Raw genomic sequence first — 19,379 nt, forward strand, 5'->3', positions numbered from 1 at the left:
GACGCGTCCCAGCCTATGCCCGGGGACCGGCGACACCTAGGGTCCCGCGGCCCCCCGCAGTTTCCGCACCTGGGCCGCCGTCATGGCGCTGAGCTGCTGTGGATCGGGTTCCTTGGCGTCGGAGTGGGCGATCTGCACGACTGTCGAGCCCACCAGCGTGATGCTCACGTCGGTGTAGAGGGTGAGCCCGTCGCTGGTGGTCCGGACCTGGAACGCGGTCGATCCGTCCCCGGCCTGCGGCTGAGTCAGACCGCCCAGCCGGAATTCGACCTTGGCGTTGTCGGCGTCGGTGCCCGAGTACTTCGTGCACCCGGTCAGCAGCGACTGGACGGCGGAAAAGGCCTGCGCCGCGCCGTCGTTCGCGTACGACGCCGCGTCGATGTCGACGCTGGCGAAATTCATTCCGGCGAACTGGGCCGCGGCCTGGGCCGCCGCGCCCGGCGCCTGCACCGCGACGGCCTCCAGCACCTTCGCGCACGCCGGCGGATCGGTTTTCGCGCCCGCGCCACCCGCGGCGCCGGGCGGCGGGTCGTCCAGCGCGGTGAACCCCGCGGGCATGGCCGTCAGGTCGAGCAGGTCCGCGCGCAGCGTGTACTGGTCGAGAACCGGTGCGCCGCCGGGCGACTGCGTCGGCTGCACGGCCGGGCCCAGGCTGGGCAACGGGGCCCCGGAGTCCTTGCTGTTCCCGCAGGCGGTGGCGGTCAGCGCGAGCGCGCCCGCCAGCAACGCCAGCCGTGTCAGGCTCCCCACTGCACCTCCGTGCGCAGCGTCTGGCGCAGGGTCACCGCGCTGCGCGGGTCGCGGTAGGTCTGGTTGCCGCCCACTTCCACCTGGCCCGAAACCGGCAGCGGCAGGCCCAGATCCACCGCGATGGTGCCGGTGCCGTGCATGAGGTAGTCGACGATCTCGAGCTGGCCCGCCTCGTTGGGCAGATGCCAGACCGCGGATTTCGGGCTCTGCACCACGTTCAGCTCGATGGTGAGCTCATTGCCGTCGCGGGCGGTGAGGGTGCAGGTGGTCACCTGCTCGAGCGGGACGCTCCCGGAAACCTGTTGCCGCACGGTCCATACCGCGCCCACGCCGACGGCCTCGGTCGGGAAGGCGATGGACTGGTACACGGCCTGATAGAACGACTGCTCCAGGGCGGCGCGCGCGGCGTCCGAGGTGGCCGGCTTGGGGGCCAGCTTGAGTGCGGTGATCGCGCCCAGCTCGCTCACGTCGAAACCGACGTGGGATCCGTCGGCGTGGGTCAGCGCCTGGGCCAGGGCCGGGTCGGGGGAGGTGACATTGCCGACGGTCAGTTCGACCCCGTCGGCCCCGGCCTGCGCGGTCAACGGGATGGTGATCGCGGGCGGGGAGATGTCGCGCTGCGCCTGCTGATTGATCTGCTGCTCGATGTGGTGCTCGGTGCTCAGGGTCACCTGCTGGCTGGTGCCCGGCTCCAGGGTGCGGCGCAGCGGGGAGCGGGGTTCGGCGCCAGGGTTGACGACGGTGGTGGTCACGGCCTCGATGGGCATGGTGACCTCTTTGTTGACGCCCACCGGTTCGGTGCCGTCGCCCTCGGCGGTGGCCTCCGACCGGTCGCTGCAGCCGACACCGAAGGCGGTCAGGGTGACCGCGAGGACCAGCAGCAGGACCCCCGAACGGTGGCCGCGGGCGCTCCCGCGGCGGGGCGGTCGCGGGTGGCCGGAACAGGGTGCGGTGGCGTTCGCCGAGCTGGGGGAGGAAGACAACACCGTCACGTCGAACAGGTTACGACGGGTTCCTGAAAAACAGCTGGGATCCTGTGCGGCGGCCGTTTCGGTTCGCCGCGGCGGGGCTCGGGTCGGTCCGCGCGGCGGGTCGGAGCCGCCGGGCCCGGACCGTTCGGAGTCCCCGGGCGTGGATAAGGAATGATGTCAGGGTGAGTACCGACCGGCCGCGCGAAACGGGCGCTGAGGAACCAGACAAGTCGCCAGGGGAAACCAGCCCCGCGATCGATGCCGAGACTTCCCCCGTCAGCGAACCCGCCGAGTCGGACAGTGCTGCCGCCGGTCCGGAGAGCGCGACCGCCGAGGCCCCGTCGCAGCCGCTGCGGCTGCGCAATCTGCTGCTGCTCGCCGCGGTGGTGCTCGGTCTGGATCTGCTGACCAAGACCATCGTGGTCGCCACCATGACCCCCGGCAAGCCGATCGACCTCATCGGCGATTGGGCGCGGCTGACCCTGGTCCGCAACCCGGGCGCGGCGTTCTCCATGGCCACCGGCATGACCTGGGCGCTGACGTTGATCGCGGCCGCCGTCGTGATCGGCGTGATCCGGATCGGCCGCACCCTGCGTTCGCTGCCGTGGGCGATCGGCCTGGGCCTGGTGCTGGGCGGCGCGCTCGGCAATCTCATCGATCGCCTGTTCCGCGCGCCCGGCCCGCTGCAGGGTCACGTGGTGGATTTCGTGGCGGTCGGCTGGTGGCCGGTGTTCAATGTGGCCGATTCGGCGATCGTGTGCGGCGCGATCCTGCTGGTGGCGTTGACGGTGTTCGGTTTCGAACCCGACGGCACCCGCATGCACCGTGCGCCCGCGACGACCGCGGAGGGGAAGGCGGCATGAGGGAGACCCGCAGCATGCCCGTGCCCGACGGCCTGGACGGCATGCGTGTCGACGCCGGGCTCTCCCGGCTGCTGGGCCTGTCCCGCACCGCCGTGGCGGCCATGACCGAGGACGGCTCGGTGCAGCTCGACGGCGTCGCGGCCGGCAAGTCGGACCGGCTCACCGCCGGCGCCTGGCTGGAGGTCGAATTCCCCGAGCCCAAGCGCGAACTCACCGTCGAGGCGACCCCCGTGGAGGGCATGAAGATCCTCTACGCCGACGACGACATCGTGGCCGTCGACAAACCGGTCGGCGTGGCCGCGCACACCGGTGTCGGCTGGACCGGCCCCACCGTGGTCGGCGGTCTGGCCGCCATGGGCTACCGCATCTCCACCTCGGGCGCCCACGAGCGTCAGGGCATCGTGCACCGCCTCGACGTCGGCACCTCCGGGGTGATGGTGGTCGCCCAGTCCGAGCACGCCTACACCCAGCTCAAGCGCGCCTTCAAGTACCGCACCGTGGAGAAGCGCTATCACGCTCTGGTGCAGGGCCATCCGGATCCGTCGAGCGGCACCATCGACGCCCCCATCGGCCGGGCCCGCGGCAACGACTGGAAGTTCGCGGTCACCGCCGACGGCCGCCCGTCGGTCACCCACTACGACACCGTCGAGGCCTTCCAGGCCGCGAGCCTGCTCGACATCCACCTGGAAACCGGTCGCACCCACCAGATTCGCGTGCACTTCTCGGCCGTGCGCCACCCCTGCTGCGGTGACCTCACCTACGGTGCGGACCCCCGGCTGGCCGAACGCCTGGGCCTGGAACGTCAGTGGCTGCACGCCCGTCAGCTGGGTTTCAACCACCCCGCCGACGGCCGCTGGGTCGAGATCACCAGCGAATACCCCGCGGACCTCGAACACGCCCTCGACGTCCTGCGCGCGCACTGATCGGAGCCCGGAGTGGAAGCACGGCCGCCGCGCGGCGTCCCCGGCTCGCCCCTGCGCGCGGCCGGAATCGCCACGGCGGCCGTACTTCTCGTGGTCCTGATCCTCACCTTGGGCTGGGCCATCCCGCCCCGTGCGGGGATCATCGCCACCGACCGCCTGGGTCCCGAGAGCGGCGAAGCGGTGGCCGCGTACCTGGATCGGGCGCGCAGGTCACTGGAGGGCAATGACTCCGCCGACCACTGGGCCCTGCTCTCCTTCGCCGACGGCATCACCGCCGACCGGATCCCCGAATTCAGTGGCGGCCTGCGCATCTCGGAGGTCGACTATCACGTCGCGGTCGGCCGCGTAGCCACCCCCATCATCTCCATCGGCGTCCCGGCCGGGGTCGACGCGGCCGTGGCCTCGGTGAAATCCGCAGCCGCCCAGGTGGAATCAACCCCTGCCTTCGATGACCGCTCCACCCGGGTGAACCACCTCGTCGCCACCCGCCTCCGAGCGAACTGCCCCTGTGTCGTCGGCCTCGTCCTCCACGGTTCCCTCGACCAGCTCCGAACCCTGGCCTCCCACCCGGGCGTCCGCGCCGTCGAGGCCCTGCCCGCGGACGCCTCGGCCGCCGTCTTCGCCGTCGCCCCGCTCCTGCCGGAGCAACGGGAATCCGCCGGCCCCGGCCCTGACGACGGTCCGGTCCCCGACAACTGACCGGTGCTGTGGCTGGACCCGGTGGTCGGGTCAGGAGCGGGACGGGCGCGGCTGCGGTCTCGGTCATGGCGGGTCGAGCTGTCGTACCCAATCCAGGTACAGCCTGGAGTTCAGTGGATCGGATGGCGGTGAGATCGGCGTGTGGCCGATTGTTGCGGAGGGTGGTGACAGGGCCGTGGGAGTCGGGTGGCTATGAAACGTGGAATGTTCTGAAACGCCTTGTGTAACAAGGTGATTCAGCTATGAACGCCGTTTTTATCACGGTAGAATAGAGGCATGGATTCGAATGGGGTGACACTCGAGGGCTGCGGTATCGCTGAACTGGCGGCCGCGGTCTCGACCCTGACCGAATCCATCCAGGGCGGGAAGATGACCGACTTCTCCGACGAGGATGTTGTGTCGTTGATGCGGCAGCTGGAAACGCGCAAGCGTCAATTGGCTGCCCTGGATACCCGTTTGATCATCGAAGCGGGAGAACGGTCGCTGCATTCGCGTTCCGGTGCGGGGAAGATGGTGCCGTTCCTGCGCCACACCCTCGGGCTCTCACGGTATGACGCGTCGGTGCGGGTGAAAATCACCCACCACTGCGGCGAATTCGTGCAACAGACCGGGCATGTCGCCCCGCCGGTGCTGCCGGTGACCGCCGAAGCGTTTGCGGCTGGGGAGATCTCACGCGATCACGTGCGTCACATCATGGACGTCATGAACCACCTGCCCGTCGATGTGCCCGCCGAAGCGCGGGCCGAGGCGGAACAGATCCTGGTCGACTACTCGCGCAACGGGTGGCCCGATGACCTGTTGAAGATCGGGCGCGACATCCTGGCCCGCCTCGACCCCGACGGGAAAGTAGTCTCCGATGCCGACCGTCGTCGCCGTCGCGGGATCACGGTGTGCCGTCCGGGCGTGGACGGCATGTCGCGCATCGAAGGGTGGATCACCCCCGAGCTGCGGGCATGCCTGGACGCGGTGTTCGCCAAGCTCACCCGCCCCGGCATGTGCAACCTCGAGGACCCCGAAAGCCCCTCTGCCACCGGTGGGTTCATCGCCGACAGCATCCTCGACGCCGCTGCGCGGCGTGACCGTCGTGATGCCGGGCAGCGCACCCACGACGCGCTGCTCGCCCTGGTACAGCCGGGTGTGAACATGCGGACCCTGGGCATGCACCGCGGCCTGCCCGTCGAGGTGGTGCTCACGATGAGCCTGACCGACCTCGAGAACGGCACCGGCGTCGCCACCACCGCGTCGGGCACCCAGATCTCCATCAACGAAGCGTTGAAGATGGCCGAGGGCACCAAGCCGGTGATCGCGGTCCTCGACGGCGACGGAATGCCGCTCTACCTGCAGCGTTCCCGCCGCACCGCCAACCGCGCCCAACGCCTCGCCCTCCTCGCCAGAGACAAAGGGTGCACCCGACCCGGGTGCGAACAACCCGCGAACATGTGCGCCGCGCACCACGTCACCGATTGGGCCAAGGGTGGTCCCACCGACATCAACAACCTCACACTGGCGTGCGATCACTGCCACGCACTCATCAACGATGGGCCCGACGGCTGGAAAACCGTTGTGATGGGTAAAGATTCGCCCCATGCGGGCCGGACGGGGTGGATTGCGCCGAAGAGTGTTGATCCCACTGGTACCCCGCACGTGAATGATCGTCATCATGTGGGGCAGGCGATCGCCGCTGCGATCGATTCCAGCTGCCGAACGTGGCGCTCACGGGCCGCGTGACACCCGGCTGCTCGTCGGCTGCTGGCGTGCGCAAAACAACGAGGAGTGTGGTCGCCTCGCCTGCCCTGCCGCACTTGGGCTGACGCCGGGCCGGGATCCGTTTCCCGCCGATCCCAGCCCACGGACTGCACGCATCGCCTTCTCGAGACAAGGACCCAACCCTCCCGGTCTTTTGCTCCGGGACGATGCGCGGCCGAGCCGTGAGGCGGCTGGTAGCTGAGGGGCCTCGCAAGCTCGGCCACCTCTCTTCCTTCTCCAGGCGTCTTTATCTCTTGATCTTTGTGTCTCTTGATCTTTGCGAGTCGTCGCTTATACAGAATCTTCATCAACTAAATGTGCTCGCTCCGCCCGAATCGATTGGTAGCCAGTAGTAAGCTGTTACCCGACGTCGTTCCACATGACGTCCTGTTCGGTCAGGTCGATGCGGTAGCTCTCGGCCGGCCCCAATGCGTGTTCCAGATCGGGACCCGCATGTGCTTCACAGAGATTACGACTTAACCAAGGAGCGAATCGGTGTCGCATAGCCGATTCGGTGTGCGACGCAATCGCGGTCCAGTCCGGTAACTCGGCACTGCAGCCAAGTAGACACGGACGTCACAAAAGCTCGTGGTAAGGAAGCAAAATGTCTAGAACGATCATCAAAACCGTAGCGGCGACAGTCTTCGCGGCGCCATTGCTCGTTCTGGCCGCGCCCGCGGCCACCGCCGATTCCACCCCTGCGGCGCCGCCGGCGTCCTCCGCGACCCCGATCGACGGATCATTCGGATCAGCTGCCTTGTGCTTCGACCTCGGTAGCGTCATCTGGTGCATCTGAGCGCGAGTGTGACAACCGCGCCCTTCAGTGCGTGAACTGCCAGCGGGTTGCCCCGTGCGGGTCGGTCAGCGCCACCCCGACCGCCGTGTGGATGGTGAAGCGGTACAAATGCCAAGGCGCGGGGCCCGCGCTCTGAGCGCTGTAGGGCGCGGTGACATCGTCGCCCGATCGTTCCGCGGGCCAGCCGCCCGCGCGGTAGACGGCAGTGACGCGGTCCAGTTCGTCCGCGTCGGTCACACGGTGAGCCTCCCCGGTGAGGACGAGGTCTACTCCGGGGAGGCGGAGGGAGAGCGTGCAATTCGGGTTCGAGGCCAGGTTTCGGGACTTCTTGGTGGCGGGGCCGCTGGTGAAGTAGATATGGCCGTCGGATTCGACGCAGCCGATTCCGGCGGAGCTGGGCCTGCCGGAAGGGCTTACCGTGCTGAGGAATTCGGCCGTTTCGGGGAGGCCGATCGCCATGTCCAGGGCTTTGAGGACCCGGTCCCAGGGGAGGTCGGCCTGGCCGTAGATATTGAGGTCCTCGGCGGAGACGGGGGTGGGCAGCATCAGGCGTCCTCCAGGGGGCGGAGTTGGGCGATGGCTCGTGTCTCGTGGTCCACGGTGAACCAGAGCGTGAGCGCGTCGGGGGTGTGGGCGGCGTGGATGTCGAGGTGTTCGCCGAAGCGGATGGGCTTGTTGTATTCGAGGATGTAGCGGTGCGGGCCGCGCGTGAGTTCGGGTGTGTCGGCGGCGAATTCGTGGACCACGTGCCAGTAGGCCGTGTTGGTGATGTGCCGGAAGTGGTCGGTATCGGTGCGGCGCAGGGGATATCGGGTGCCGTCGGCCGCGGGGGCGGGGGTGTCGAGCCATTGGCGCCAGCGCAGGCGGTGGTCGTCGGTGGTGGTGGCCATGAGGTCGAAGAATTCGTCGGCGACGCGGGAGGGGCTCATGGTCTGTTTGTTCATGTGGATCCAGAAGCCCTCGGTCTCGATGAGGCCGCCGCTGTCGGAGTCGAGGCGGACGCGCATGGTGCACCAGCGCGGGGAGATACCGGAGCACCAGCGGCGTACACGCAGCCGGGTGGGCCAGGTGATCGGGCGCAGCACGTCGATGACGGTGCGCCGCACGATCCAGTGCGGGTGCGACGCGAGGGCGCCGGTGTGCATCATATGGTCGACTCCGGCGTCCTGGAGTTGGCGTGCGATGCCGTCGATGCGCAGATTCTGGTTCTCGTCCATGTCGACGGTGCTCAGGCGTCGATCGACATCGAAGATGTGCCCGGCGCCGGGGACGGGTGCCAGCGGCGCGGACAGCGGGTCGGCGGCTGGGCCGGGACGGTCGGCGAGCTGTTTCTTCATCGGCAGAACCTCCGGATCTGGCATCCGAGTGGCGGGAGGGAGTGCACGGAACAAACTGCGGCGGCGACACTGCACCGGAGTGTTTCCGAGGGTAGTCCAGAACCGGTGAAGACCGCGGACGCCCGGGTCGGCGTGGTCTCGGGGTGAGTAACGTCGTGGTAGATCGGATACGCGTGGCGGATCGATGCCGACGGCATCGGAGCGGAAGAGGCGAATGCGGATGGAATTGACGCCGGAGCAGGCTGATCGGGCCCGGGGCGTGCTGTTGGGGACCGCGGCGGGCGACGCGCTGGGGGCGGGCTACGAGTTCACCCATCCCGGCCCCGACATGGAGATCCGGATGAAGGGCGGCGGCGCCTTCCGGTGGGCGCCGGGGGAGTGGACCGACGACACGGCCATGGCGGTCGCGGTGGCGCGCGCGGCGGCGGTGGCGGGGGACCTGTGCGGTCCGGAGGGGCTGGACGCGGTGGCCGCCGAATTCGTGGCGTGGTGGGACTCCAAGCCCGCCGATATCGGAAATCAGACGCGGCAGGTGCTCGAGCACCGCGATCGGACCGGGCGTGCCATGCAGCTGCGGGCGCACGATCTGCCGGGGCTCAAGGCGGGCAACGGGTCGCTCATGCGGACCGCGCCGGTCGCCCTCGCCTATCTCGACGACGCCGAGAAGTGCGGCAAGGCAGCCAAACTGGTGAGCTCCCTGACCCACTACGACATGCAGGCCATGCAGGCGTGCAAACTCTGGACCCTCGCCATCCGCCACGCCGTCCTGTACGGCACCTACGACGGCTTGCGGGAGGCGCTGTCGCAGGTGGACACCGGTTTCTGGGAACCGTTGCTGGACAAGGCCGAAACCGGCGCCCCAGCCGACTTCGCCAAGAACGGCTGGGTGGTGCACGCCCTGCAGACCGCGTGGTGGGCGATCAGCCACGCCGAAACCCTTCCGGCCGCACTGGAACTGGCGGTCCGCGCGGGCGGCGACACCGACACCACGGCGGCCATCGCGGGCGGGCTGCTCGGCGCCCGCTGGGGCGCGTCGGCCGTGCCCGCGGAGTGGCGGGAGATCATGCACGGCTACCCCGGCTACCGGGCCGACGAGTTGGACGCGCTCACCCGGCAGATCATCGAGCGCTGACCTGCCCGGCCGGCGGTGACCTGCCCGGCGGCCGCGCCAGGCAACGCGGACTGTGTGTTGAATCGCCCGGTCGCACGTGGCATGGCCGACCGCGACGGGGTCTCAGTCGGGGATGCGGACCACGCCGTCGAGGTAGCGGCGGCAGCGGCCGGTCAGGCGGACGCGGTCGCCGGTGAGGTTGCAGCGCATGGAGCCGCCGCGGCGGGAGAGCTGGCGGGCGGTGAGGCTGGTGCGGCCTAGTTCACGGCTCCACAGCGGGGTGAGCTGGGCGTGCGCGGAACCGGTGACCGGGTCTTCGGGAATGCCCTGGCCGGGGGCGAAGACGCGGGAGACGAAATCGACCTCGGTGCCCTCGGCGGTGAGAATCGCGGCACGGTTCAGGTCGGGGAAGGCGGCGAAGTTCGGGCGGGATTCGCGGACTTCGTGTTCGGCGGTGACGACCAGCACCACGTCGGTGCCCTCGAAGGCGCGGAGCGGCCGTACACCGAGCGCCTCGGCGAGCCGGTGCGGAAGTTCCTCCTGCGCATCGATTTCCACCGACGCCACCGACGGCAGGTCCAGCACCAGGTCGTCGCGGTCGCGGTCGACGCGCAGCCAGCCGCTGCGGGTGTAGAAGTGCACCCGGTCCGCGCCGGGGTGCATGTCGTCGAGGATCTGGGCGGCGGTGGCCATGGTGGCGTGCCCGCACAGGTCGACCTCCACGGTGGGGGTGAACCAGCGCAGGTGGAAGGCGGGCGAGTTGTCCGGCGGCACACCCGCTTCCGCCGGCAGCGCGGAGGTGTAGAAGGCGGTCTCGGCGAGGTTGTTCTCCTCGGCTAGCCGCTGCAGCAGTTCGTCGTGCAGCCACGACAGCAGCGGCATGACCGCCGCGGGGTTGCCGGAGAACGGCGCGTCGGCGAATGCGTCGAGCTGATGCAGCAAGACCTCCATGGGGCACAAGGTACCTGCGATTTCGACCGCTGCCCAGGACGGCCGACCACCCGGCGAGCCAAACCATGCGACCAGTTTGGAAACGGCGGAGCGGCGGCACACCCCGAGGTGCGCCGCCGCTCCGGAAGATCGTGCGATTCAGTCGTTTTCGTCCAGCACCACCGGTGCGTTGTGCGGCGAGTCGCCGAGATACCGGGCGCTGAGCCACCACGCCACCTCGACCAGCACCACGCCGATCGCGCCGCACACGACCGCGTAGGTGGTCAGCGTGACATTGGACGGATCCAGTTTGAAGAAGTGCCGGGTGAACGGCACCGCGAACAGGATCAGGTATCCCGCAACGGAACCCGCGACCAGCAGGATCTTCCACCAGTTCCACGGCCGGGCCACGATGGCCAGCACCCACACCGCGATGATCAGCAGCGTGATCAGCGCCGTCGTGCCCGCCTGCACCTTCGCGGTGTCCCCGGCGTCGGGGCCCCGGTAGGCGATCAGGTAGGAGATGAACGTCATCACGCCGATCACCACGCCGGACGGGATCGCCAAACGCATGACGCGGCCGACGAATCCGGTGCGGGCGCGCTCGTTGTTGGGCGCGAGCGACAGGATGAAGGCCGGGATGCCGATGGTGAACCAGGCCGCGATCGTCACGTGCCGGGGCAGGAACGGGTAGCCGATCGCCTTGTAGTGGAAGATCTGCGACCCGATGCCCGCGATGCCGACCAGGAACGCCAGCACCACCGAGTAGACGGTCTTGGTGAGGAACAGGTTGGAGACCCGCTCGATATTGCCGATCACCCGGCGGCCCTCGGCCACCACGTACGGCAGGGTCGCGAACTTGTTGTCCAGCAGCACGATCTGCGCCACCGAGCGGGTGGCCGGGCTGCCCGAGCCCATGGCGACGCCGATATCGGCGTCCTTGAGGGCGAGCACATCGTTGACGCCGTCGCCGGTCATCGCGACGGTGTGCCCGCGCGATTGCAGCGCACCGACCATGGCGCGCTTCTGATCCGGGCGGACCCGGCCGAAGACGGTCTTGTGGTCGAGCACGTCCGCGAGTTCGTTCTGGTCGGTCGGCAGTGTGCGCGCGTCGACCGGATCGTCGCCGCCGCTCAACCCGAGCGAGGACGCGACCGCGCCGACCGACACCGCGTTGTCGCCGGAGATGACCTTGGCCGAAACATGCTGGGAAGCGAAGTATTCGAGGGTGCCCTTGGCGTCGGGCCGCACCTTCTGCTCCAGCACCACCAGCGCCGCCGGGGTGACCTGGCCGGGCGCGTCGGGCGCGTCGACCGGGCGGTCGCTGCGGGCCAGCAGCAGCACGCGCAGCCCCTTGGCCCCGATCTCCTGTGCGGTGGCGGCGATCTCGGTGTCGGGGTCCAGCAGCACGTCGGGCGCGCCCATCAGCCAGTTGCCGTGCTCGCCGTAGGACATGCCGCTCCACTTCTTGGCGGAGGAGAACGGCGCGAGCCCGGTGGACTGCCAGCCGGGGGCGTCCGGCAGGGCTTCCTTGATGGCCAGGACCGACGCGTTGGGGCGGGGGTCGTCGGCGGCGAGCGCGGCCAGCACGCGGCGCAGCTCCTCGGGGGCCTGGCCGTCGTTGGCCGGGTCCACCGCGCGTCCGGTGCCGTCGACCGGCCGGATCTCGGCCAGCCGCATGCCGTTCTCGGTGAGCGTGCCGGTCTTGTCGGCGCACACCACGTCCACCCGGGCCAGGCCCTCGATGGCGGGCAGCTCCTGCACCAGGCACTTGCGCGCGCCGAGCCGGACCACACCGACGGCGAAGGCGATGGAGGTCATCAGCACCAGGCCCTCGGGCACCATCGGCACCAGGGCGGCGACCATGCCGTTGACGGCGGGCCGCCAGGATTCCTTGGAGGAGACCAGCTGGTTGTAGATGGACAGCAGGCCGGCCGGAATCAGCAGGTAGGTAATGACTTTCAGAATGGTGTCGATACCGCTGCGCAGCTCGGACTTGACCAGGGTGAACTTGCTGGCCTCGTCGGCGAGTTTGGCGGCGTAGGCGTCCTTGCCGACCTTGGTGGCCCGGTAGGCGCCGCTGCCGGACACCACGAAGCTGCCCGACATGATCTGCGCGCCAAGGGTTTTGTCGATCGGGTCGGCCTCACCGGTGAGCAGCGACTCGTCGACTTCGAGCAGTTCGGTCTCGATCACCTCGCCGTCGACGACGATCTGGTCGCCGGGCCCGAGCTCGATGATGTCGTCGAGCACGATCTCCTGCGGGGTGACCGCGGTGGCCTGCCCGTCGCGGCGCACCATCGGTTTGGCCTGTCCGACGATGGCCAGCTTGTCGAGGGTGTTCTTGGCCCGGACCTCCTGGATGATGCCCACCGCGCTGTTGGCGATGATCAGCAGGCCGAACATGCCGTCGATGATCGATCCGGTGGCCAGCACCAGGATGAACAGCACGCCGAGGATGGCGTTGATCCGGGTGAAGACGTTCGCCCGGACGATGTCCTTGACGGACCGGCTGGCCCGTTCCGGGACGTCGTTGGTCAGTCCGTCTCGTCGTCGCTGCTCCACCTCGGCGGAGGTGAGCCCCAGCGCGGGTGGGCTCGGTGGACTCGCTGCCTGCGCGGTGATCGACATGCCGACCAGGCTAGCCCTTCCAGGCCGTTAACCCAGGTGTAGCTGAATTCAGCGGTGTCGAAAATGTGCGCTGTGCCAGGTCAAGGGCAAACTCCGACAAATCGGACATGGTGAAGGGGTGTGCGAGGACGCGGGCCATCGGGGACAGGGCAGCGCGTGACATCCGGCGGCATCGGGGTGCGGGTGCGGCGGTGAGAGCGTGCGCGGTCGTGGTGAGGCGCGGCGGTAGCACGGCGAAAAGGACTTGTTGCGCACGCTAACGTAATTGGGTGGCCGAAGGACATCAGCATCCGAAGTCCCCCGCCCCGCACCCGGCCGCGGGTGCCACGACGCGGACAGCCGAGCGCGGGTGGCACGGCCGATTCAGGTGGCACGGCCGATTCGGGTGGCACGACGGCGAGCGGGACACCGGCGTCGTCTTCGGGATCGGCGCGTATTTCCTGTGGGGTCTGTTCCCCGCGTTCTTCGGGTTGCTGTCCTTCGCGAGCGCGGGGGAGGTGCTGGCCGAGCGCATCCTGTGGACCCTCGTCGTCGCGCTGCTGGCGCTGCTACTGGCCGGGCGGCTCGGGGAGTTGCGGCGCATCGACGCGCGGACCTGGCGGCTGGCGGCGGTGGCCTCGGCCGCGATCTCGCTGAACTGGGGCACCTATGTGTACGGGGTCATCTCGCATCACGTGGTGGAGTGCGCGCTCGGCTACTTCATCAATCCGCTGGTGACGGTGGCGTTCGGCGTCATCATCTTTCGCGAGAGACTGCGCGCCCCGCAGTGGGTCGCGCTCGGGCTGGGCGCGACCGCGGTGATCGTGCTGACCGTCGACTACGGGCGGCCGCCGTGGATCGCGTTGATCCTGGCCTGCTCGTTCGCCACCTACGGTCTGGTGAAGAAGGTGATCCGGCTGGACGCGCTGCCCGGGCTCGCGGCGGAGGGGCTGGCGGCCGCGCCGTTCGCGTTGATCGCGGTCATCGTCATCGCGCTCACCGGCAACGCGGCCTTCGGTTCCACGGCCGCGCACACCGGCCTGCTCGTGCTGACCGGTCCGGTCACGCTGGTACCGCTGGTGCTGTTCGCGCTGGCCGCCCCGCGAGTCCCGTTGTCCACCATGGGAATCCTGCAATACCTGACACCCGCGCTCCAGCTGACCTGGGGTGTCGCGGTCGGCCACGAACCGATGCCCGTCTCCCGCTGGGCGGGCTTCGCGCTGATCTGGCTGGCGCTGGCCATCTTCACCAGCGACGCCCTGCGGCGGTCCCGCCGCGCCGCGAAGGCCACCGCCTAGCGCGGAACCGCACACCCCCTCACGCGGTGTGCGGTTCCGGGTGGCCCGGTCAGGGTTGGCGTGCGCCCTGGGCCTTGCCGGCGAACTCGTTGGTGTAGGTGGCATCCAGGTCGATGCGGTCCTTGACGGGCGAAACATTGCGCGAGTACCGGCCGAGGATGCGCAGCACGTTCTCCGCGCCCTCGCGTTTCATCAGGCCGTCACCGTTGAACATGCTGATCGAGTCGGTGATGGACTTGACGTAGAGCTTCGGATCGCCGCCCGCGTACTGGGCGGGCATCGTGGCCGCGATCTCCTCGGGGGAGTGGGTCTTGATCCAGCGCAGCGTCTCCACGAACGCGTTCGCCAGCTTCTGCACGATGTCCGGGTGCGCCTGGACGGTCTCGCAGCGCATGTACAGCGACGCGGCCGGATACAGTCCGCCCAGCGCCGCCCGGGTGCCCGGCTCGTTGCGCATGTCCACCAGCACCTGGGCGTCACCGGAGGAGACCATCTTGGCGACCGTGGGATCGGTGGTCATGCCCGCGTCGATGCCGTTGTGGTTCATGCCCGCGATGAAGGTCTGTCCCGCACCGACTTTCACCCGGGTGTAATCGGAGGTCCCCAGCCCGGCCTGCCCGGCCAGCGCCTGGGTGAGGAAGTCGGTGGACGAACCCAGCGACGTGACACCCAGATTGCGGCCCCGGAAGTCCGCCGGCGACTTGATGGCGGCCGCGTCCTGCTTCGACACCAGCTCCACCTCGCCGGGCACGTCCGCGAACTGCACCACCGTCTTCAGGCACTGGTCCTTGGCCTGCAGGTCGATGGTGTGGTCGTAGAAGCCGACCACGGCCTGCACGTCACCGGTGAGCAGCGCGGTCTCGGCGTTCGCGCCGGACTGCTCACCCAGCAGGTGCACGTCGAGGTCATTGGCCTGGAAGAAGCCGAGCCGCTCGGTCAGCATGGCCGGCAGGTAGATGACCTTCTCCAGGCCGCCCACCATGATGGTGATCTGCGGGCGCCCGTTCGCGGTCGGAATGGTGCGGGAGTCGCGGCAGCCGGTCGCCAGCAGCAGCGAGCCGACGGCGAGCAGGATCACAGCGATATGCTTGCGGTACTTCATGGCTCAGATCCCGTGTCCCGAACCGGCCTGCGACGGACGCCATTTCAGCAGCCGGTTCTCCGCCAGCCCGATCAGCCATTCGGCGACCAGCGCCACCACGGTGATGATGATCATGCCCGCGTAGATGCCCGCCGCGTCGAACGTGCCCTGCGCGTTGCTGATCAGCAGGCCCAAACCCTTGCTGGCGCCGGCGTACTCGCCGACCACCGCGCCGATCAGCGCGAAACCGAACGCCGTGTGCAGCGACGACAGGATCCAGGTGGTGGCGCTGGGCAGCACGATAGAGCCCAGCACCTGCCGGCGGCTCGCGCCCAGGATGCGAGCATTGTTGATGACATTGCCGTCCACCTCCCGCGCCCCGGTGAAGGCGTTGAAGAACACCGCGAAGAACACCAGCACCACCACCGTCGCCACCTTGGACTGCAAGCCCAGGCCGAACCAGATGATGAACAGCGACGCCAGCACGATGCGCGGGACCGCGTTGAGCGCCTTGATGAACGGGGCCAGCACATCGGCCCAGTAGCGGGAGCGGCCCAGCAGCACGCCCAGCACGATGCCCGCGACGGTGCCGATGGCGAAGCCCAGCACCGCCTCCTGCACCGTGGTGTACAGCTGCAGCCAGATCGAGCCGAACTGGGTTCCCTCGGTGAACCATTCGACCAGGCGGTCCCAGATCAGCGACGGCTTGGAGTAGAAGAACGGGTCGATCCAGTAGGTGGCGGTGAGCTGCCACGAACCCAGCCACACCGCCACGATCAGGGCGCGCAGGCCCCAGGTGCGGATCTTGTCCCTGCGGGAGCGCGAACGGACTCGCGCGAGGATCTGCTCCTCGGTCTCCACCTCGAATTCCGGTGCGGCGGTAGCGGTCTTCTCCAGCGCCGTGACATCAAGCGACACGGGTCGCTCCCTTCGTGCGAGCCGCCTCGACCTGATCGCGCAGCGTTTCCCAGATTTCCTTGTAGAGGTCGCGGAACTCCTCGGTGAGCCGGACCTCCTCCACATTGCGGGGCCGGTCGAGCGTGACCTCGAAGTCACCGCACACGGTGGCGGGGCTCGCGGTCATGACGACGACCCGGTCGGCCAGGGCGATGGCCTCCTCCAGGTCGTGGGTCACGAAGATGACCGCGGCCCGGCCCTTGCCGCGGCTCCGCTCGTGGCTCGTCGATTCCGTGCCCGACCACACGCGCAGCAGTTCGTCCTGCATGAGCTGGCGGGTCTGCACGTCGAGCGCGCTGAACGGCTCGTCCATCAGGATGATCTCGGGATCGTTGACCAGCGTCTGCGCCAGCGCGACCCGCTTGCGCATGCCGCCGGAGAGCTGATGCGGGTAGTAGTTCTCGAATCCGCCGAGCCCGACCGTGCGCACCCAGTGGGCCGCCCGCTCCCGCGCCTCGGTCTTGTGCAGGCCCCGGAATCTCGGGCCGAGCGCGACATTCTCGAGCACCGACTTCCACGGCAGCACCGCGTCCTGCTGGAACATGTACCCGACGCCGTCCGGGATGCCGCGAACATCCTTGCCGCGCACCAGGGTTCGCCCGGCCGACGCCGGCTCCAGGCCGGACACCAGCGACAGGGTGGTCGACTTGCCGCAGCCGGTGGGGCCGACGACGGCGACGAACTCGCCGGCGGCGACGGTGAAGTTCAGGTCGCGCACCGCGGTGTGGATGCCGCCGTTGTTGCCGGGGAACCGCTTGGTCGCGCCGCGCAGTTCGATCAGTGGTGCCGCGTCGAGTGGGGCCGCGCCACCGCGCTCCGTGGTCGTTGTGCTCATTACCGCTCCGTTTCCAGTGCCGCCGCTGCGGCGTTGGAGGTGAAGCTACGTGGGCCGGGTCACACTCCACGCGGTTGTGCGCGCTAGTCACACAAGCAGCGATTCGACCGTTCTGCGCATTCTGCTCAGTGGTTTGCGGAGGGTTGTCTACACTGGCGACCGTGTTCCCGCTCGGCCCCCGCTCCGTCCGGCTCCGGACCCAGATCGTGCTCTTGCAGATCGCGGTGGTGGGCCTGACGGTCGGCTTGGCCTTCGGCGTCTTCGCCTACCTCAGCGGTGAACGCCTCTCCGGCGAATACGGCCAGCGCGCCCTCGCCATCGCCCGCACCGTCGCCTCCGACCCGCAGGTCCGCGCCGCCGTCACGCGCTACGCCGACAGCCCGCTGCCCGCCGGACCCGGCCTGAAGGCGGAACTGGCCGACGGGGAACTCGAGCGGATCGCCGACAGCGCCCGGCTGCGCACGGGCGCGCTGTTCGTGGTGATCACCGATGACGCGGGCATCCGCCTGGCCCACCCGGACCGGGCCCGCCTCGGCGAGATGGTCAGCACGGACCCCTCACGCGCATTGGGCGGCGGCGAGGTCGTGATCCAGGAGCACGGCACCCTCGGCGAATCGGTGCGAGCGAAAGTGCCTGTTCTGCAACCGGATACGCAGGGCTCTCCGCAGGGTGGCGGTGGCGGCCGGGTCGTGGGCGAGGTGAGCGTCGGCATTTCGACCGCGGCCGTGCACGATCAGCTGTTGCGGGATCTGCGCCGGGCCGGGCTGCTGGTCGGGGGCGCGCTGCTGGCGGGTATTGCTGGATCGGTGTTGCTGGCCCGTCGCTGGCATGGGCTGACGCTCGGACTGGAACCCGCCGATCTGGCCGACCTGGTGCGCGAGCAGGACGCGGTCCTGCACGGCATCGGCGAGGGCGTGGTCGCCGCCGACGCCCGATCCCGGATCACCGTTGTCAACGACGAGGCCCGCCGCCTGCTCGGCATCGATCCCGCGCCGGGCAGCGATATCGATGCCATCGGCCTGACTCCCCGTGTCCTGCAAGCCTTCCGCGCCGCCGACGGTCGGCCCGTCCAGGCCGCGGTCGGCGACCGCATCGTCGTCGTCACCGCTCGCGCCGTCACCCGCGACGCCCGCCCCCTCGGCGCGGTCCTGTCGGTCCGCGACCGCACCGACGTCGAGTCCCTGACCCGCCAGCTCGACGCGGTCTCCACCATGAGCACCGCCCTGCGCGCCCAGCGCCACGAATTCGCCAACCGCCTCCATCTGCTCAACGGCCTGCTCCACACCGGCCGACCCGACGAGGCCACCCGCTACCTCGAGGAACTCCTCGGCACCGGCCCCCTCGGCGCCGCCCTCTCCGGCCTCGACACCATCCGCGACCCCTACCTGCAAGCCTTCCTCGCCGCCAAGGCCGCCCACGCCCGCGAACAGGGCGTCCACCTCCGCCTGGGCCCCAACACCTGGGTCGGCGCGAATCTCGCAGCCCCCGTGGACGTCACGACCGTCCTGGGCAACCTGCTCGACAACGCCATCGACGCCGCGGCAACCCGAGACACGGCCATTGGCGCGGCGGCGACTGGGGACGTGGCCGTCGGCGCGGCGGCGACCGGAGACGCGGCTACGAGCGGCGCAGCTACCGGCGTTGCTGCCGTTGGCGGGAGTGATCGGCGGGATCGGGCGGTGGAGGGGCGGGGGCGGATCGGGTTCGGCGAGGGTGCCGCCTACGCTCACGGCGGCGGGCCTGTGGTGGAGGTGGAGCTGGTGCACGAGGGGGCGACGCTGCACATCGTGGTCGCTGACAGTGGCGGGGGAGTCGCGCCCGAGCTGGTGGATTCGGTTTTCGCCGAAGGGTTTTCGACGAAATCCGGTGGTGGTCCGGGTGGGCGCGGGCTGGGTTTGGCGTTGGCCCGGCAGGTGGCGCGGGGGCGGGGCGGGGATGTGTCGCTGGCCGATTCCGGTGGGGTGCGGGCGGAGTCGGCCGGGCCCGATGCGCGACTGCCGGGTGCGGAGTTCATTGCCCGGTTGCCGGGCGTGCTGACCGAGGAGGAGACGGTGTGGACCGAGCGGAGCTGACCGTACTGGTGGTCGACGACGACTTCCGGGTCGCCAATCTGCATGCCGGAATCGTCACCGCCCTACCGGGATTCACGGTGGGAGCGACGGTGAATTCGATCGCCGCCGCCCGTACCGCCCTCGCCGCGGGCGCGTTCGATCTGGCCCTGGTCGATGTCTATCTGCCCGACGGCTCCGGTGTGGACCTCGTCCGCGAGCTCGCCTGCGACGCCATGATGCTCACCGCCGCAACGGAATCGGAGACGGTGCGGGCGGCACTGTCGGCGGGAGCCCTGGGCTACCTGGTCAAGCCGTTCGACCACGCGGCGCTCGCCGCCCGGCTGGCGGGCTACGCGCGCTATCGGCGGCTGCTCGCGGCTCCGGAGATCACGGCCGCCGACGTGGACGCGGCGCTGGCGGC

At 69.4% G+C, this 19,379-nt stretch carries 18 protein-coding genes; 8 read left to right on the plus strand and 10 right to left on the minus strand.

Annotation, left to right across the window (positions count from 1 at the left end):
* Nucleotides 1–36: 36 nt before the first annotated feature.
* Nucleotides 37–750 (minus strand): hypothetical protein, encoded by a 714-nt coding sequence (locus ACWELJ_RS17545; protein WP_452367169.1) that lies wholly within the window; start codon nucleotides 748–750, stop codon nucleotides 37–39.
* On the minus strand, nucleotides 738–1,742 hold the full coding sequence (locus ACWELJ_RS17550; protein ID WP_452367170.1) for a hypothetical protein: 1,005 nt from the start codon (nucleotides 1,740–1,742) through the stop codon (nucleotides 738–740). The genes ACWELJ_RS17545 and ACWELJ_RS17550 overlap by 13 nt, the downstream gene beginning before the upstream one ends.
* Nucleotides 1,743–1,903: 161 nt before the next feature.
* Between ACWELJ_RS17550 and lspA the strand changes: the two genes are divergently transcribed.
* The 4 genes from lspA (at nucleotide 1,904) to ACWELJ_RS17570 (ending at nucleotide 5,934) form a co-directional block, all read left to right on the plus strand.
* The gene (lspA, locus tag ACWELJ_RS17555; protein ID WP_452367171.1) at nucleotides 1,904–2,584 is read left to right on the plus strand and encodes a signal peptidase II; all 681 of its coding nucleotides are present in this window, start codon (nucleotides 1,904–1,906) and stop codon (nucleotides 2,582–2,584) included.
* Nucleotides 2,581–3,507 carry an RluA family pseudouridine synthase gene (locus ACWELJ_RS17560; RefSeq protein ID WP_452367172.1) on the plus strand — a complete coding sequence of 309 codons (927 nt, stop codon included), beginning with the start codon at nucleotides 2,581–2,583 and terminating at the stop codon, nucleotides 3,505–3,507. Before lspA ends, ACWELJ_RS17560 begins: the two co-directional genes overlap by 4 nt.
* Before the next feature lie 12 nt (nucleotides 3,508–3,519).
* Nucleotides 3,520–4,206: a hypothetical protein gene (locus ACWELJ_RS17565; RefSeq protein ID WP_452367173.1), complete on the plus strand. Its 687-nt coding sequence runs from the start codon at nucleotides 3,520–3,522 to the stop codon at nucleotides 4,204–4,206.
* A gap of 276 nt (nucleotides 4,207–4,482) precedes the next feature.
* Nucleotides 4,483–5,934, plus strand: coding sequence for a DUF222 domain-containing protein (locus ACWELJ_RS17570; RefSeq protein WP_452367174.1), 1,452 nt, complete (start codon nucleotides 4,483–4,485; stop codon nucleotides 5,932–5,934).
* A gap of 594 nt (nucleotides 5,935–6,528) precedes the next feature.
* Here the strand turns inward: ACWELJ_RS17570 and ACWELJ_RS17575 are convergent.
* From ACWELJ_RS17575 to ACWELJ_RS17585, 3 genes are read right to left on the minus strand one after another with little or no spacing between them, the layout of a single operon-like run.
* Nucleotides 6,529–6,744: a hypothetical protein gene (locus tag ACWELJ_RS17575; protein ID WP_452367175.1), complete on the minus strand. Its 216-nt coding sequence runs from the start codon at nucleotides 6,742–6,744 to the stop codon at nucleotides 6,529–6,531.
* A 28-nt stretch (nucleotides 6,745–6,772) separates the two neighbouring features.
* Nucleotides 6,773–7,294, minus strand: a complete 522-nt coding sequence (locus tag ACWELJ_RS17580) for a pyridoxamine 5'-phosphate oxidase family protein (protein ID WP_452367176.1) — start codon at nucleotides 7,292–7,294, stop codon at nucleotides 6,773–6,775.
* Nucleotides 7,294–8,085, minus strand: a complete 792-nt coding sequence (locus ACWELJ_RS17585) for an acyl-[acyl-carrier-protein] thioesterase (protein ID WP_452367177.1) — start codon at nucleotides 8,083–8,085, stop codon at nucleotides 7,294–7,296. The genes ACWELJ_RS17580 and ACWELJ_RS17585 overlap by 1 nt, the downstream gene beginning before the upstream one ends.
* 220 nt (nucleotides 8,086–8,305) lie before the next feature.
* On the opposite strand from ACWELJ_RS17585, the gene ACWELJ_RS17590 reads away from it, so the two are divergent.
* Entirely contained in the window at nucleotides 8,306–9,217 is a 912-nt protein-coding gene (locus tag ACWELJ_RS17590) for an ADP-ribosylglycohydrolase family protein (protein WP_452367178.1), read from the plus strand.
* 102 nt (nucleotides 9,218–9,319) lie between these two features.
* Here the strand turns inward: ACWELJ_RS17590 and ACWELJ_RS17595 are convergent, their stop codons facing one another.
* Nucleotides 9,320–10,147, minus strand: a complete 828-nt coding sequence (locus ACWELJ_RS17595) for a PhzF family phenazine biosynthesis protein (protein WP_452367179.1) — start codon at nucleotides 10,145–10,147, stop codon at nucleotides 9,320–9,322.
* 138 nt (nucleotides 10,148–10,285) lie between these two features.
* Nucleotides 10,286–12,757: an HAD-IC family P-type ATPase gene (locus ACWELJ_RS17600; RefSeq protein WP_452367180.1), complete on the minus strand. Its 2,472-nt coding sequence runs from the start codon at nucleotides 12,755–12,757 to the stop codon at nucleotides 10,286–10,288.
* A gap of 425 nt (nucleotides 12,758–13,182) precedes the next feature.
* Here ACWELJ_RS17600 and rarD point away from each other — a divergent pair, with 425 nt between their 5' ends.
* Nucleotides 13,183–14,034: an EamA family transporter RarD gene (rarD, locus tag ACWELJ_RS17605; protein WP_452367190.1), complete on the plus strand. Its 852-nt coding sequence runs from the start codon at nucleotides 13,183–13,185 to the stop codon at nucleotides 14,032–14,034.
* A 49-nt stretch (nucleotides 14,035–14,083) separates the two neighbouring features.
* Here the strand turns inward: rarD and ACWELJ_RS17610 are convergent, their stop codons facing one another.
* The 3 genes from ACWELJ_RS17610 to ACWELJ_RS17620 are packed head-to-tail and all read right to left on the minus strand — an operon-like array spanning nucleotide 14,084 to nucleotide 16,907.
* Nucleotides 14,084–15,136, minus strand: coding sequence for an ABC transporter substrate-binding protein (locus ACWELJ_RS17610; protein WP_452367181.1), 1,053 nt, complete (start codon nucleotides 15,134–15,136; stop codon nucleotides 14,084–14,086).
* A gap of 3 nt (nucleotides 15,137–15,139) precedes the next feature.
* A complete protein-coding gene (locus ACWELJ_RS17615; RefSeq protein WP_452367182.1) occupies nucleotides 15,140–16,033 on the minus strand; it encodes an ABC transporter permease in 894 nt (297 codons plus the stop codon).
* Nucleotides 16,023–16,907 (minus strand): ABC transporter ATP-binding protein, encoded by an 885-nt coding sequence (locus ACWELJ_RS17620; protein WP_452367183.1) that lies wholly within the window; start codon nucleotides 16,905–16,907, stop codon nucleotides 16,023–16,025. The genes ACWELJ_RS17615 and ACWELJ_RS17620 overlap by 11 nt, the downstream gene beginning before the upstream one ends.
* A 161-nt stretch (nucleotides 16,908–17,068) precedes the next feature.
* Here ACWELJ_RS17620 and ACWELJ_RS17625 point away from each other — a divergent pair, with 161 nt between their 5' ends.
* Nucleotides 17,069–18,979: an ATP-binding protein gene (locus tag ACWELJ_RS17625; protein ID WP_452367184.1), complete on the plus strand. Its 1,911-nt coding sequence runs from the start codon at nucleotides 17,069–17,071 to the stop codon at nucleotides 18,977–18,979.
* Nucleotides 18,961–19,379 (plus strand): response regulator (locus tag ACWELJ_RS17630; RefSeq protein WP_452367185.1); only part of this gene is annotated, 419 nt, incomplete at its 3' end. The genes ACWELJ_RS17625 and ACWELJ_RS17630, both read left to right, overlap by 19 nt.

The sequence above is a fragment of the Nocardia sp. NPDC004582 genome, from assembly GCF_053602115.1.

What these genes read in the sequence shown, in the direction of transcription:
- ACWELJ_RS17585 (WP_452367177.1), bottom strand. Translation starts at nt 8,085, where the DNA reads ATGAAGAAACAGCTCGCCGACCGTCCCGGCCCAGCCGCCGACCCGCTG.
- ACWELJ_RS17590 (WP_452367178.1), top strand. Translation starts at nt 8,306, where the DNA reads ATGGAATTGACGCCGGAGCAGGCTGATCGGGCCCGGGGCGTGCTGTTG.
- ACWELJ_RS17610 (WP_452367181.1), bottom strand. Translation starts at nt 15,136, where the DNA reads ATGAAGTACCGCAAGCATATCGCTGTGATCCTGCTCGCCGTCGGCTCG.
- ACWELJ_RS17620 (WP_452367183.1), bottom strand. Translation starts at nt 16,907, where the DNA reads ATGAGCACAACGACCACGGAGCGCGGTGGCGCGGCCCCACTCGACGCG.
- ACWELJ_RS17570 (WP_452367174.1), top strand. Translation starts at nt 4,483, where the DNA reads ATGGATTCGAATGGGGTGACACTCGAGGGCTGCGGTATCGCTGAACTG.
- ACWELJ_RS17560 (WP_452367172.1), top strand. Translation starts at nt 2,581, where the DNA reads ATGAGGGAGACCCGCAGCATGCCCGTGCCCGACGGCCTGGACGGCATG.
- ACWELJ_RS17580 (WP_452367176.1), bottom strand. Translation starts at nt 7,294, where the DNA reads ATGCTGCCCACCCCCGTCTCCGCCGAGGACCTCAATATCTACGGCCAG.
- ACWELJ_RS17600 (WP_452367180.1), bottom strand. Translation starts at nt 12,757, where the DNA reads ATGTCGATCACCGCGCAGGCAGCGAGTCCACCGAGCCCACCCGCGCTG.
- ACWELJ_RS17595 (WP_452367179.1), bottom strand. Translation starts at nt 10,147, where the DNA reads ATGGAGGTCTTGCTGCATCAGCTCGACGCATTCGCCGACGCGCCGTTC.
- ACWELJ_RS17575 (WP_452367175.1), bottom strand. Translation starts at nt 6,744, where the DNA reads ATGCACCAGATGACGCTACCGAGGTCGAAGCACAAGGCAGCTGATCCG.